The 15,542-nt window shown below is 37.9% G+C and carries 11 protein-coding genes; 1 reads left to right on the plus strand and 10 read right to left on the minus strand.

Annotation, left to right across the window (positions count from 1 at the left end; genetic code table 11):
* Positions 1 to 47 precede the first annotated feature (47 nt).
* The 6 genes from CRN97_RS03640 to ung all read right to left on the minus strand — a co-directional run bounded on the left by CRN97_RS03640 (position 48) and on the right by ung (position 9,903).
* Positions 48 to 2,663: a PRD domain-containing protein gene (locus CRN97_RS03640; protein ID WP_097075906.1), complete on the minus strand. Its 2,616-nt coding sequence runs from the start codon at positions 2,661 to 2,663 to the stop codon at positions 48 to 50.
* A gap of 7 nt (positions 2,664 to 2,670) precedes the next feature.
* A complete protein-coding gene (locus tag CRN97_RS03645) occupies positions 2,671 to 3,507 on the minus strand; it encodes a Cof-type HAD-IIB family hydrolase (RefSeq protein WP_097075907.1) in 837 nt (278 codons plus the stop codon).
* Between the two features lie 151 nt (positions 3,508 to 3,658).
* On the minus strand, positions 3,659 to 5,728 hold the full coding sequence (locus tag CRN97_RS03650; RefSeq protein WP_097075908.1) for a methyl-accepting chemotaxis protein: 2,070 nt from the start codon (positions 5,726 to 5,728) through the stop codon (positions 3,659 to 3,661).
* Positions 5,729 to 5,854: 126 nt separating this feature from the next.
* Positions 5,855 to 6,625 carry a response regulator gene (locus CRN97_RS03655; RefSeq protein ID WP_097075909.1) on the minus strand — a complete coding sequence of 257 codons (771 nt, stop codon included), beginning with the start codon at positions 6,623 to 6,625 and terminating at the stop codon, positions 5,855 to 5,857.
* Positions 6,626 to 6,641: 16 nt separating this feature from the next.
* Positions 6,642 to 9,086, minus strand: coding sequence for an ATP-binding protein (locus tag CRN97_RS03660; RefSeq protein ID WP_097075910.1), 2,445 nt, complete (start codon positions 9,084 to 9,086; stop codon positions 6,642 to 6,644).
* A 142-nt stretch (positions 9,087 to 9,228) separates the two neighbouring features.
* The gene (gene ung / locus CRN97_RS03665) at positions 9,229 to 9,903 is read right to left on the minus strand and encodes a uracil-DNA glycosylase (RefSeq protein ID WP_097075911.1); all 675 of its coding nucleotides are present in this window, start codon (positions 9,901 to 9,903) and stop codon (positions 9,229 to 9,231) included.
* A gap of 173 nt (positions 9,904 to 10,076) precedes the next feature.
* Here ung and CRN97_RS03670 point away from each other — a divergent pair, with 173 nt between their 5' ends.
* Positions 10,077 to 11,846, plus strand: coding sequence for a sensor domain-containing diguanylate cyclase (locus CRN97_RS03670; protein WP_097075912.1), 1,770 nt, complete (start codon positions 10,077 to 10,079; stop codon positions 11,844 to 11,846).
* A 2-nt stretch (positions 11,847 to 11,848) separates the two neighbouring features.
* Here CRN97_RS03670 and CRN97_RS03675 read toward each other — a convergent pair whose 3' ends face one another.
* From CRN97_RS03675 to nadA, 4 genes are read right to left on the minus strand one after another with little or no spacing between them, the layout of a single operon-like run.
* Complete coding sequence (locus CRN97_RS03675) at positions 11,849 to 12,376, minus strand: transcription repressor NadR (RefSeq protein ID WP_033152949.1); 528 nt, start codon at positions 12,374 to 12,376, stop codon at positions 11,849 to 11,851.
* A gap of 20 nt (positions 12,377 to 12,396) precedes the next feature.
* Complete coding sequence (gene nadC, locus CRN97_RS14260) at positions 12,397 to 13,248, minus strand: carboxylating nicotinate-nucleotide diphosphorylase (RefSeq protein WP_097075913.1); 852 nt, start codon at positions 13,246 to 13,248, stop codon at positions 12,397 to 12,399.
* Positions 13,249 to 14,556 (minus strand): L-aspartate oxidase, encoded by a 1,308-nt coding sequence (locus CRN97_RS14265; protein ID WP_097075914.1) that lies wholly within the window; start codon positions 14,554 to 14,556, stop codon positions 13,249 to 13,251.
* Between the two features lie 22 nt (positions 14,557 to 14,578).
* Positions 14,579 to 15,487: a quinolinate synthase NadA gene (gene nadA / locus CRN97_RS03690; RefSeq protein WP_097075915.1), complete on the minus strand. Its 909-nt coding sequence runs from the start codon at positions 15,485 to 15,487 to the stop codon at positions 14,579 to 14,581.
* Positions 15,488 to 15,542: the final 55 nt, after the last annotated feature.

The following is a 15,542-nucleotide window of genomic DNA, read 5'->3' on the forward strand; positions in this document are numbered from 1 at the left end:
ACTGAAAAAGAGTGGATACCACTTATTGGTTCCACTCTTTTTTAGTTTTATCTTTCTTTTTTCAGAATGCGCATTAAGGTCGCCACCTCTTCATCGCTAATTATCACATGGAAGTTCTTTTCCAGCGCTTTTAGATAATTAGATATTACCTTATAGTCCGTAGGGTTATCTGCAAAATACTTTGAATTGTTTATTCCCTTGATTTTATAGTTTGGCGAGCTAAGAACATCCAGCATATAGACAATGTGAGCACACAATCCTACTCGCTCATCAGCATCCAAATCATAAGCCACAGCCAGCTTTTCAACTGTACCCGGTACGTATTTACGAAGCTTTTCAGCAGTAAGATATTTTGCTTCTTTGCCATAATTATCAATTACTTTTTCATAGCCCATATATTTTCTTTGAACTGTTTCAAACATCAACACATGGTCCAAATCTTCCTTGCTGCATTCAAACACATCTGCAATAGATATAAATGGAATACCAAAAATCTCAGGATCAAATGTACCTACAAAGGCATGTATTCTGTAGCTTTTCTTAATCTCGATAACCTCTTTTATAAGCTTATCTTTATTTCCCATTGAAAGGGCAAATATCGGCATTTCAAGCTTTGAATATCTGCTGATGTAATTCTTTAGCTGCTCAGCCCCACCTTCAGATGTATGACATAAGGTTACGATTGCCATTGGACGTTTATATTCGTAGTACATATGATTCATGGATTTTCTGATTCCATGATATGCCTTATCAATATCATTTTCTTTTTTGCAATTTCGTGAGGCCACCACTCCGATGGTTGTAATCGGTATATTCATACCACGTATTTTTATATTACAACGCTCTGCTATGCTATCTAACATCACCTCCATGGAAGACGAGTCGTATATTACAACCACTCCGCCACCTTGATTCACTTCTTTAATCCTCTGTTCCAAAGCTAGGTTAGTTGCAGAGGTATCTTCATTGACATCAAGTTCCAAGGCATATGCATTGTTTTCCTTTGTGGTTGTGTTGGCAACCTCCGCCAAGCCAGAAGCCACCCCTTTTCCATGCATAGCATAAAGCAATACCGGACTATCATCAGATTCCTTAGTATCTATCAGATACATTGTAAGGATAGCCACTTCCTCTATTGAAAACTTTAAGAAGAATCGCTCATACAAAACATGAGTAAAATCCAACATAGTGGCATATTCTTTAGGATAATGAGTGATAATTGCTCTAACCTGATCATCATCAATTCTTTTTGGACTGATTTTATCCTTTTTCAGAATGCTATTAATATGCAAGCAAAGACCGCAAAACATGCTATCAGACAGCTCTTTTCCATAGTCATGCTTGTATCTTTCAGCAAATAGACTGACATAGTTTATTACATTTGTATCAACAATCTGAGCCAGCTGGCCTATATTTATGTTTGAGCCTGAAATCAGATTTTTAGGCATATCAAAGCAAATATTATCCAGATATGAACCAATAACCTTTTTGATTGCATCAGCTGATATTCCTTTGTCTATCATTCCCTGATACTGATTCTTTAACTGACCGTAAACTTCGGTGGCCTCTATTTCACCTTCATCACTAGACTTATCTCCAAAAGAAAAATAGTTTGCAGTACCAATAATACTATCGATTTGAGCACCAATGGCTCCTATTGGTCTGAAATTAGCCTGGACATCTTCTGGTAAATCCTGTCCTGTTACATACATTGTCTTTCCTTCTTCGTCCAAAAGCTTTATGTATGCATTAGCACAGGCACTTTTTATTCCATTTACCATTGTTTTTATTCCATGAGGGTATTCCACATTCATCAATATCCTCATGGCATCCACGTCTACCTTAATCTGGCATCCTGAGTTTTCAGCTTCCTTTGCAAAGAAGTTTTTAATAAGCTTAAAAATCTCCTTCATTGGTCTGTCATTAAGCCGTGGTAATGGTATAGAAACAGTATTTCTCCAGTCAACCTGTTCATCATCCCAGGATGTCATGGTAAATACAAATACAAGATTCTTTATATATTCCGTTCTTTTATCCACCGAACTATCGATTCTTCCTGTTTCAAGGAAGCCTGATATTCGGCTATATTGTTCCGGTTCTAAAAGCTCAATATGGTCAATAAACAGCACTCCACCCATTGCTTGATAGAATGCTGATTTTTCTATTCCACTTTTGTCACCAAAAATCACATCATTTAATGCACTACGATTCTTATTGAAATGTCTACAATTAACATAAATAAATGGACTGTTCTTGCCAAACTTTCCCATCATCAAACCGTAGTAATAAATATCATTGCAAAATGCAGTTGAGCCACTGCCTGCATCAGTAACCACCTGAATATTCAATGAGTCAGCTGGATACATCAAAGCCTTTTTTACATCATCAACCGCCTTTTTCAGGCTGCCATCAAATCCCACCAGCTCTTCAAAAGGCTTTCTTTCAACAGTATCCTGTGTACGTGATGCCACCTTGTATAAAACTGGCCTCGTTTTTGACTTTATCAGCAAACCTTCCGTTGTAAGCTCATTTAAAAGTGTGCTTACATTTGTTCTTTGCATATTTAAAGCTTCTGCAACCTCATCGGTTTTCCAACTTGTTTTCCCTGTAGCTATGCTCTCTTTCCAAAGATATTCATAGACAATGTCGCGATTTTTCTTCATACCCCACCTAGATTAATTTCAATTCCTTCATCCCATTATATATTCCGTCTTCAGTGATATTAGTTGTGACAAAATCCGCTATCGCCTTTAAATCATCTGAAGCATTTCCCATGGCAACCCCAATGCCAGCATATTCAATCATTTCAAAATCGTTTGGCCCGTCACCAAATGCAACTGTGTCTTCTCTTGTGATACCTAAGTATTCAACAAGCTTTTCCATTCCCACAGCCTTTGTGATTCCACCAACTGCTATTTCACCAGAGGACTCGTTCTCATTTTTAAAGCTCATGGCAGTAATGTAGTAATCTTCCCCAAGCATCTCTCTTATCTGCCCAAGCGATAATCCAGCTTTGTAATAGCATATTTTCTCAGCATTTTCATACTTCGCCGCGTTATTTATTAAATTGTCATCTACATATTCATGCTCGAAAATCTGTGAAATATTCTTTGGGACCTGCCCCTTTAGACGTTCCTTAAAATTCTCATGCATCGCCTCAAAGCACTCAGATGTACCAACCACCTTGTCAGTGCATTGAAGCATGTAAATCATTTCTTGAGATTTCATAAAATCAAGAAGTTTAGATAGCTGGGCCTCCGTCATATGGTTTGCAAAAATTTCTTTTCCACCGTATGTAACATTCGCTCCAGCTGCAGATACGAATCCGTCAAATCCGAATTCTAATAGTCTTTCTTCAATTTGGCAGATGCTTCTGCCAGTACATAAAATAATCTTGTGGCCATTTGCCTTAGCCAATCTTAAAGCTTCTTTGGCGGATTCTGGAAATTCCCCGCCAAAATTGATGAGTGTACCATCAATATCAAAAAATATAACTTTCTTACTCATAATATCTAGACCTCGTCGTAATTAATTCGATTATTCCATAATTAAAATTATCTGTCTAGACTATTATTTTCTAAAATATGCATAAAAAAGTGAGGTCACCTATGATTACATAAATGGCCCCACCCCTTATCAAAATTTTGTATTATTCGGATTATTCCGCAGTCTCTGTATCTAATCTGAACTGGCTTACAACTCTTGTTAAATCCTGTGCAATGCCATTTTGCTTATCTGACATTCCGTTAATCTCAGTTACTGTCTCAGATAGCTCGGAAACTGAATCCATTACTTCGCCACTGTTTGCAGCTGTATTCTGAGTAGCCTCTGCAATATTTTGAATTGCAGATTTTACTTCGTTCATAATCTCCTGAATTGACTCTGTCATGTTCGACAGCTTTTCAGATGTTTCTTTAATTGATTCTGCATCCTGACCGTATCTTTCAGCAACACCTACAAAGTTTTTATAATCTGGTGTTACTGTATTTGAAACATAGTCAAGAAGGGATTTAGCGTTAGTAGCAAGGCCTTCAAAGGCATCCTGTATACCAGAAATAGTTTCCTGAATCTTTTCTACAGAATCTGTTGTCTGACCTGCCAGCTTTCCAATTTCAGTTGCAACAACTGCGAAGCCTTTTCCTTGCTCGCCTGCACGTGCTGCTTCGATTGATGCATTAAGAGAAAGCAATGTAATCTGATCTGCAATGTCTGCAATTACACTTGCCATCTCACCAATGTTTTCAACAACCTTAGACTGTGCTATACTGTCCTCCAGCTTAGTCTCGAAGCTAGACTGCAAGGTTTGAGATTTATCGAAGGCCTCCTGGCTGTTCTTACCGATTTCTGTAGCTCTCTTCTGAATATCAATAGCAAGATCCAAGCTACCTTTAGTCTCATCATTTAAGCTGTCTGTAGACATTGCAACCTGCTCAACAGATGCAGAAAGCTGCTGTGTTGCAGCTGAGGAATTCATCATATCCTCGTTTACAGCTGTCATAATATCTACAATCTTATCGAACTCAATCTTAAGCTCATTTGCAGAAGATTTAAGATTATTACTTGCCTCGTTAATATCCACTGAATAGTCTGAAATGCTCTGAATAACACCCTTGTTATTTCCGTACATATCATTCAATGACGTTGACATTACAGCAAGCTCATCCTTACCTTTTACAGAAAGCTTCTCAATTGTAAAATCACCTTCCGCAAGCTCTGTCGCAAAGTTTTGAACCTTTCTGATTGTCTTTGCTACACCGCCGATACCGATAACAATAATTATTATTGCTACTACCAATGCCACAACGCATACGATCACTAAACGATTGATTAACAGGTATATTGGCTGCTTTAATTCATATGCATCAATGGAAACCATAAGCTTCCATCCTGTCAGATCAATAGTATCAAAATATACCTTATGGTCAGTCTTTCCTGCGGTATATCCAGATGTTCCTTCATCTTCAGCAAGCACCGTACTCATCATGGAAACTACGGATGCATTTTCATCTTCTGTTAAATATGCTCCGTCCTGAACTTTCTGATCGTCATATCCTGCAATAAGAAGACCGTCTGAAGCTGTAAGGATACCTACACCTGTTTTTCCTACTGTTACATTGCTAATGATTTCAGTAATAGCGGAAAGCTCAATATCTACTGTAACACAACCAATCTTTGTGCCATTTACAACAATAGGGGTAGAACATGAGGACATTACTGTTTCAGATGTTGGATCATAATATGGATCTGTTATAACTGGGCCATCGCTTGCCATTGCATTTGTATAGTATTCCTGAGCGAAATAATCATATGTGGAATTGCTATATTCCCATGTAGTAACTGATTTGTCACCATCCTTATATACATATGGACCATAGTATTGTTGCTCTGGGTCGTAGGCATATGGTTCGAACCACAATCCGGATCCTAACACGATATCGTTTGTTGCGATCATATCCTGAAGCATCTTCTCATATGCATCCCATGCTGTGAATGTATATGATGAAGCAACACTGATAGCGATTGAATCTGCCAGAGTTTCAACATCCTGCAAATATCCACTTACCTCAGAAATATTTGCACGTAGCTCTGCACTCATAGACTCTTGTGTTTTTGTATCTACAAGAGCATCACTTGATGTTGCCGACATAATAGTCAATACTATCTGAGCAATAACAAGTATTGGCAAAATCATTACCAGCATCTTGGTTCCGATTTTCTTAAAACTCATATTATCCCCTCCGTATTGTCTGATAATTGTCTATATTTTAATCTATATTTGTGTATAAATGTTGAAAATTCAACGTCATCAAGTGAACATTTTGTGCATAAAAAAGCGCCCCGAAGGGCGCTTGCTTTATGATTCTGCTTGCTTTAAGAAAATATTTTCTATCGCATTTATAATCTTTGTTTGCATTGGTGGCTTTACAAAATAGCCTGCTGGCTTAAGATCAAGTACTGCATCTACATGCTCCTTATCTGCAATTCCTGTAAGGAAAATTACTGGAACATTTTTGTAATCATCCTCTGCTCTAATCATTTCAAGAGTCTGCTTACCATCTACAACTGGCATTTCATAGTCAAGAATGATTAAGTCCGGTCTATCCTGTCCCATAGCTTTCATACACTGAGCCGCAGATGTTGCAAGAGTAACTCGATACTTATCCTGAAGCATATTTCTCATATTTCTAAGAAGTACTGGGTTGTCATCTACAACAATGATGTGGCGCTTCTCAGTTTCTACTACAGCATTCAAAATAGCATCTGCATTCATACTAAAAGCCTTGCAAATTTCTTTTATAATCTCTTCACGGCCTGGCTGTGGAATATGCTTGCACTGTCCTGAATAATAGTATGAAATAAACATTTGTTTCTTAAGCTCTCGTCCAAATGTTATGACAGGAAGCTGTTCATTGTATTCTCGAATCGCTTCAAAAATATCTTCCTGATGCATCTCGAAGTCATCAATGTCCATCAAAACTAAATCAGGAGCGTACAACTTCAACATGCTCTTAACTATTTTTGCACTACTAGTACATAACTGTGTATGGAAATGTTGTGCAAGGAATGAATTTACATCTGATGGAGATTCGCTACTGAAATCTCCCACTATAAGTATTTTACGCATTTTGTATTCTCCTTAACTAGCTTTGTAGCTCTTCAATATCTGCAAGTGCCTCATCTTCTTCCAAATTCATAATACGAAGATTTAATTGCTCTAGTTTAACTTGTTTATCATCGTCATAAGAATATGACATAATCTGTTTCATAATATTGTCAGCCTGCTCTGAGTCATGTGTCATAATTGACATCTTCAACATTTCAAGCAAAGCAAACAGTTCATCAATATCCTCCAGCTTAGGCTTTTCAACATCCGATGAAAGCACCTTCAGCCTGTCATGCATTATTTCCAACTCTTCAATAAGAATTGGTGTAATAGCTTTAATTCTATCGATGTTATTGTCCTTAGCTGCAAACTCACAAGTCTTTGCAAGTCCGCCTAATGCTGTAGCGCCAATTGTATTGGCCATGCTTTTAACTGCGTGAACTTTTATACGATAATCTTCAAGAGTGTTTCCGCTGTCTATATCTTTATAATACCTAAGTATCTCATCCCTTTCAAACATTATCGAATCATAAAAATCCACCGCCGTCTGAAATACCATGTTTGTATCAGGGAAATGCAACAATGCATAATCCCAATCAATTCCTTCAATATCAGGAAGCTCAATTTTCTTAACACGATTCATTCTTGCTTCATCTTTTGCATCAGGCTCATGATACTCCAGCAACGACTCTGGAAGAAAATCACGGATTGTTTTTTCAAGCTGTGCAGGCACTACCGGCTTTGAAAGGAAGCCATGGAAACCAAGTGTTAAATATCTTTCTTTTGCTCCTGCAATAGCATTTGCGGTAAGTGCTATTACTGGTGTGCCAAGGCACTTGTTGCCCTCAAGCTTCGCCATAGCTTTGAAGGTTTCAACACCATCCATACCAGGCATCATATGATCCAGGAAAATCATATCAAAATGCTGATTCTTTATAAGCTGCAAGCAATCATATCCATTTTCAGCTTCAACAACTTTTACCTTGGAATCTCTAAGCAATGCAACGAACACCTTACGGTTCATAGCATTATCATCTACAACTAGGAAAGTAGCATTTGGTGCTTCAAAACTTGTGCTGTACTCGTAATTTGAGGTAAGCTGCTTTAACTTCTGCTCAAAATCACCGATTGGCTCAGGATTTACTACCTCTTGGCTAATGGTAAATGAGAAAGTAGAGCCCTCGCCGTAGGTACTATCTACATTTAATGTGCTACCCATCATCTTAAGAAGATTTTGAGTAATGGTCATTCCAAGGCCAGCACCTTCGATATTTCTATTTCTATTTACTTCCAATCGCTCAAAGGATTCAAACATCCTTTTGATATCCTCTGGCTTTATTCCTATACCTGTATCTTTTACAGAAAAGGTAAGCTCAACATATTCGCCAAGGCTCTTTTGACAGGTGGTGGTTATTTCAATGTAGCCTTCCTGGGTATACTTTACTGCATTTGTGATGATGTTTGTAAGCACCTGCTTGATTCGAATATCATCGCCCAACATATTGCAAGGGATATTGCTTGCAATATTAAGCCTTAATTCCAGATTCTTTTCCTTCGCCCTCAGCACAACATTATTTAAAACATCATGCATAAGGCTCATGAAATCATATTCACCTTTAACGATGCCCATCTTACCTGACTCGATTTTGGTGATATCCAAAATATCATTTATTAATGAAAGCAGGTTTTGTGAAGCCGTCTTGATATCCAAAGCATATTCTTCAACGACCTTTTCTGAGGTTTCTCTCAAAATCATCTCGTCCATACCCATGATGGTATTGATTGGAGTTCTGATTTCATGAGACATATTTGCAAGGAAATTACTCTTTGCTTCTGTCGCTGTCTGCGCCTGCTTCTCGGCCTTTTTAGCCTGCAGTGTTTTTTCTAACAAATCATCGTTGTTGATAGCAGCTTGTCTATATAATTTTTCATAAATTGATCTCTGGAATTTAATAATTGAGCCGATTGCGAAGGCACTAATCATCATTGATTGTACCACGTCAAAAAATACGCTTCGCTTTGTCTGTAAGCTCACTACATATTCTGGATGATAATAAGAAATGACGTAGCAACCAATAATGATTGCCACATCAGTTAATAACATAAATAAGAAATCCATGCCGTCTAAAAGCATGAATATAAAAATAAGTCCCATGGAGAACCAGCAAACCATACCGCTGTTGATTCCTCCGGTAACAAAGAACATGACTGGAAACAGAGCTATTCCCACCACAAAACATACTGCGATAGTACTGTTTTTCAGCCTATTCATATAGTTGGCCATATATATGCAGACTGCATCTATTATCACAGAAACGAAAATAACTGCAGTCAAAATTCCTGACATACCATTAATAATGTTGAATGGAATAGTGATAATTCCACCAATCAATCCAACAATAGTAATGATATTGAATAACACCAAATCTATAGGTAGGTCTGGACTAAAATACTTTTTCTGAAATGCCCTTAGTTTGTTCAAAACAACGTCCCCATTATCCCTTATAAAGTGTGTATTTTCACCGAAAATACCCTAAATTAAATATAAAGGAATAAATAAAATTGTACAATACCGGACCCAAGAATAATTCGTGAAAAAACTGTGAAAACATCACATCTATCAACTATATATTCTCAATTTGCCAGTCAATGGTGCTTAATCCCTTAGATTTCAAAAATTCGTTAGTCTTTGAAAAGTGCTTACAACCGAAGAAACCTCTGTATGCAGAAAGAGGTGATGGATGTGGTGCTTTAAGTATTAAATGATTCGGATTATTTAGCTTTGCGCATTTTTTGGCAGCTGGTGAGCCCCATAGTAAAAATACTATTGGACGGTCCTGCTGGTTTAAAATATCGATTACTGCATCGGTGAATTTTTCCCAGCCGATACCTGCATGGCTTGCAGCCTGATGTGCACGAACTGTAAGTACATTGTTAAGCATAAGAACACCCTGGCGTGCCCATTTTTCCAAATATCCATTGTTTGGAATATAACATCCCAAATCATCGTTCAACTCTTTATATATATTCACAAGTGAAGGTGGCGTTTTTACTCCAGGCTTAACCGAAAAGCAAAGGCCATGAGCTTGACCAGGCTCGTGATATGGATCCTGACCAATAATAACTACCTTTACTTCTGATAGTGGCGTGAAATCAAAAGCGTTAAAAATATCATCTGCCGGTGGATACACAGGATGCTCGTGATATTCCTTCTTCACTGCTTCATATAAATCTTTATAATATGGCTTTTTAAACTCTGGAGTAAGAGGCTCAAGCCAATCATTTGTAATTGCTGACATTATTCTTCCCTTCTATAAGTCATATATTTCTTACCTTTTATTATATCTTATCCTTGTTTTCATTAAAACCATTCTATTTGACTATCAAATTAATAGGTTAGTCTTAAAATAATCACAACATAATGCTATTATGATTACAAAATATAATTTTGAACTATTAATTTGGAGGTCATATGTTTCAAAAAACTTATTATTTTCAAAGCATAGATGAACTCGATGATATATTAGGTACAATCTCAAATTCGGAAGCATACATTTCTGCTTCTGGTATTTTGATGCAATTATATAACTCAAAGACTGACGTGGATGAACAGGCTATGATTAATAAAATAATAAGCCAATGTCCTAAGGCATGTCTTACTGGTATGACTGCAGCCAATATTGCCACAGAAGAATACGATATAAGCAGCTTTCCGCTACAGCTATCTGTTACATATTTTAAAGAAACACAGCTTGTTCAGTTTGAATTCGATATGGAAAACACAACAGCTTTCGTGGCTGGCCGCGTTATGAGCAAAGCATTGGAAGATTTAGAGAATGTAAAATGTCTTCAAATACTTTATTACGCAAACAGTATTTCAATAAACAGTTTTGTCCATGAGTTTAACCATCACCATATACCTACATTCGGAGCGAAGGCTGGAAGAAACATTCGAGTGTTAAATCCTGCTCATATATATGGCAAAGGTGTATACTCTACCGGATTTATTGTAGTTGCTTTTGTAAGTACTTCATTAAAAATATATATGGACAACAATCTCGGTTGGCAGCCTATCGGTTTGGAAATGGCAATCACAAAAACATCCGGTAATAGCACTATTGTTGAAGTGGATAAAAAGCCTGCCGTAGATATATTTTCTAAATATTTGAAAGTTTCGCCCAATAGCCACTTTGTTCAGAATGTTTGCGAATTTCCATTGATAATCGAGCGAAATAATTTCAAAATTGCAAGAGTTCCTTCTGGATATTTGCAAGATGGCAGCATTTCCTTCACGTCAGATGTGCAAAAAGGAGACCATTTTAGATTATCTTATGCAAATCCTGATAATCTCTTTGCTCTCACTGCTCAATCTGTAAATGATGTACACAATTTTGAGCCAGAAGCGCTTTTCATCTTTGAATGTGGCAATCGAGTAAAGTTTTTGAAGGATAAATATTTAGAAGAAATCAATCAGTACTACCACTATTATCCTGAATTATCAGTAACTACCGGCTATGCTGAGCTATTCTATACTGATGATGGATTTGGTGGAGACTTAAATAGTGCTTTAGTAGCAGTAGGCTTAAAAGAATCTGACAATTCTACAGACTGTATAATTCCTTGTCGAGAGTATGTGGAAGAAAAAAGTGACTTAAACAACAAAAAAATTGACCAGGAAATACCATTTGTAGAACGTATCCTTACCTTCCTTGAAAGCACTTCTAAGGAATTGGACAACCTAAACAAGGAACTTGGCAAGGTAGCCTATACGGATCAACTTACTAAAATCTATAACCGTTGGGAATTAGAAAGAAAAATAGAAGAGGCGCTGGAACTCACAAATCAAGGCATGTCCTATGGCCTGTTCTTTATCGATATTGACCATTTCAAACATGTAAATGATACCTATGGTCATGATGTTGGTGATTCAGTTCTTTTATCAGTTGTAAATGTTATCAAGGAAAGTCTGAAAGAAGGCCATATATTTGGCAGATGGGGTGGTGAAGAATTTGTTTATATTATCCCAGATGTGGATGAAAAGACTGCAGTAGAATTTGCCGAATCTATACGAAAGAAAATCGATGAAATATGCTTTGTAACTGTAAAACATCTAACAATAAGCTTAGGTGTCACATTGGCAAAACCAAATGACACCCTTACATCATTTGTAAAAAGAGCGGATGACGCAGTATATGAAGCCAAGGAAAGTGGCCGAAATCAAGTCAAATTCCATTTAGATTAGTATTACTGCAAAATCCAATCATCAAGAGGTAACCAGAAGCCCAAATCCTTAAGCTCCTGCTCAATAATATCAAGTGTCTCCTCATTATCTGCACTAATGATATGATAATGATATCCACTTGTAGCAGAGCTTAGGGATTTTGATTTTCCGGAAACTATCGCCTCCATAAATTCCTTTGCTTGCCTTCTTGAGCTAACATTAAGTGGTGCTTCAAGACGGTTGTAAAAGCGATGGTTGATAATGATATTCTCTGCACAACCACCATTATCAACTATTGCAAAAAGCTCATCTAATATCTGATCATCATTGTGATGACTTTTTATTATTCTTTTGCATTTATTCTCAGATGCTAATACATATCCTCTGTTTGTTGAAGTAATTTCTATGCCATTAGCTCTAATTAATGCAATATCTGTGACCACAACCTGACGACTAACATCAAGTTCATTTGCCAGTGCTGTGCCCGATACAGGCTTATCCGATTTTCGAATTATCTCTATAAGTCTTTTTCTTCTTGCCTGTCCGTCCATAGTTCCTCCCTTTATGCAGATTAAACTGCATGTAAGTTTTTCATCGAAATATCAAGAATTGGAGCTGAATGAGTTAATGCTCCACTTGAAACATAATCAACTCCGCTGTCTATTATATTTTTTATGTTCTCTTTTGTCACGTTTCCTGAGCATTCTGTTTTGGCGCGACCATTAATTATTGCAACTGCTTCTTTCATAGTTGCCACGTCCATGTTATCAAGCATGATAATATCAGCACCTGCTTCCACTGCTTCCTTAACCTGCTCAAGAGTTTCTGTTTCGATTTCTATCTTTCTAACGAATGGCGCATATTCCTTAGCCATCTGAACAGCCTTTGTGATAGAGCCTGCTGCGCCGATATGGTTATCCTTTAAAAGAATTCCATCAGAAAGATTATATCTGTGGTTTTGTCCACCGCCACACTTTACTGCATATTTCTCAAAAATACGCATGTTAGGTGTTGTCTTTCTTGTATCAAGAAGAACGGTCTTGCTGCCCTCTAAAAGCTTAACAACTTGATTTGTGTATGTTGCAATTCCACTCATACGCTGAAGGTAGTTAAGAGCCACGCGCTCTCCTGAAAGAAGCACACGAATGTCTCCCTTTACCTTTGCCATAAGCTGTCCCTTTGCGACCTTATCTCCATCTTTTACATACTTTTCCACAATTGTATCTTCATCAAGTATCTTGAATACACGCTCGTATACGTCCATTCCACATATTACACCATCCTGCTTACAGATAAGCTCCACCTCACCTGCCTGTGGACCTGGCATAACAGAATTTGTAGTAACATCTTCACTTGAAATATCCTCGCGCAATGCCATTTTGATAAGCTCGTCTGCATTGAGCTTCATTGTAATATTGTTCATTTATATGGCCTCCTTTTCGGCTCTCATGTCTGCTTCTTTTTTGATTTCACCAACCACCATTGCATGATAGTTTTCCATAATGCTTGGAAGATCCTCATAACCATCCATGTTTACAAGATTATCAAAATCCTGAGCTGTTTTATAGTCATTTCTTGCTGCAATATCCAGTGCGGCACGTTTTGCAAATACAAGGCTTTCAAGCAATGAATTGCTAGCAAGACGATTTCTTCCATGTACTCCATTACAGCTGGTTTCGCCAACTGCGTACAGCTGCTCCATTGTGGTTTTGCTGTCTCTATCTACATAAATGCCGCCCATGAAATAGTGCTGTGCAGGCACTACTGGAACCCAATCAGTAAGCGGATCATATCCAGCCTCCTTGCACTTGTTGTAGATATTTGGAAAATGATTTAAAATCTCATCCTTTGGAATTGGTGAAAAATCCAGCCATACATGCTCAGTTCCCTGCTCCTTCATCTTGTCAAAGATTGCATGACTAACCACATCTCTTGGCTGTAATTCATCTGTAAATCTTTCACCGTTCTTATCTCTGAGGACTGCTCCCTCTCCACGAACAGACTCTGAAATCAAGAAGCTTCGTCCACCCTGCTTTGTAAACAGAGTTGTAGGATGAATCTGTACATAATCACAGTTCTCCAGCTTAACATTGTGATACATAGCAAGTGCCAAAGCATCGCCAGAGATATGCCTGAAGTTTGTCGAATGAGGATATACACCGCCTAAGCCTCCACAGGCTAGTACTGTTACGTCCGCTTCGATTGCAGTTGTTTTGCCATCCATATCTGCAACAACAATTCCATAGCATACATTTTCATGACAAACCCAATCAACCATAGTTGTGTGTGCCATCAATGTGATATTATCTCGCTCCTGTGCTCTAGCCAAAAGCTTACTTGTAATCTCGCGTCCTGTTATATCTGCATGAAACAGGATACGATTGTTGGAGTGAGCACCCTCCTTTGTAAAGAGGAACTCACCATCCTTTTTATCAAATTCTACCCCATAGTTAACCAAATCATTGATTATACTCTGAGAGCTCTTTATCATGATTTCTACCGACTCACGGCGATTTTCATAATGACCAGCTCTCATCGTATCTTCAAAATATGCCTCATAATCTGCTTCGTCTCTAAGCATACATATGCCACCCTGAGCCAAAAAGCTATCGCATCCATCCAAGGCATCCTTTGAAATACATAATATTTTTTTATCCTGTGGCAGGCTCAGTGCACAGAACAAACCTGCAACACCAGTGCCCACGATTACTACATCATATTTCTTTTCCATGATTCATACTCTTTTCCACAAATTACTTTGCCAACTCCAGCATCCGCTTAAGTGGAACCAATGATTTCTCCCTCTTTTCATCACTTACTTCAACTACCCCTGTTCCATCTCTCAAACAATCCCTTACCTTCTCCAAAGTAACCTTCTTCATGTTTGGACAAATCTGAACAGAGCCTGCTGAATAAAATGTCTTCTCCGGATTATTCTTCTTGAGCTGATAAAGCACTCCAAGCTCCGTAGAAATAATGAATTCTTTTTTATCAGATGCAGTAGCATAATCAATTATTCCTGAAGTGCTTCCAATATAGTCCGCATACTCCAAAACATCCAATGTACACTCAGGATGAATCAAAACCTCCGCATCCGGATGAGCCTCCTTCGCCCTCTTTACTGTATCCACAGTAACAGCCTTATGCACATGGCAGTAACCATCGTTAAAGATGAAATTCTTCTCCGGAACCTTACTAGCAATATATCTGCCCAAATTCTCATCAGGAATAAAATAAATATTCTTATTAGGCAATGACTTTACAATCTTCATAGCATTTGAAGAAGTAACGCACACATCTGAATGCATCTTCAATTCCGCTGTAGAATTGATATAGCAAACAACTGCCACATCATCATATTCAGCCCTCACCTGATTAATCTTTTCCACCTCTGCCATATGCGCCATAGGGCAATCCGCTTTCTCATCAGGCATCAGAACCGTCTTCTCAGGATTCAGAATCTTAGCCGATTCCCCCATAAACTTAACACCTGCAAAAACAATGGTGCTCTCCTTCAAATCCACAGCTACCTTTGCCAAATAGTAACTGTCCCCCACATAATCCGCTATAGCCTGCACATCATCATTAACATAATAATGTGCCAAAATAACAGCGTTCTTTTCCTTCTTTAACTCCTTAATCTCTTCTGCCAGAGTAGACATAACAATTCTCCTTTTACATGCCAATCTCAGTTGACAGCAAGTATACCACATGTAT

Source organism: Pseudobutyrivibrio ruminis DSM 9787 (assembly GCF_900218035.1).
In the GTDB taxonomy this organism is placed as follows: Bacteria; Bacillota; Clostridia; order Lachnospirales; family Lachnospiraceae; genus Pseudobutyrivibrio; species Pseudobutyrivibrio ruminis.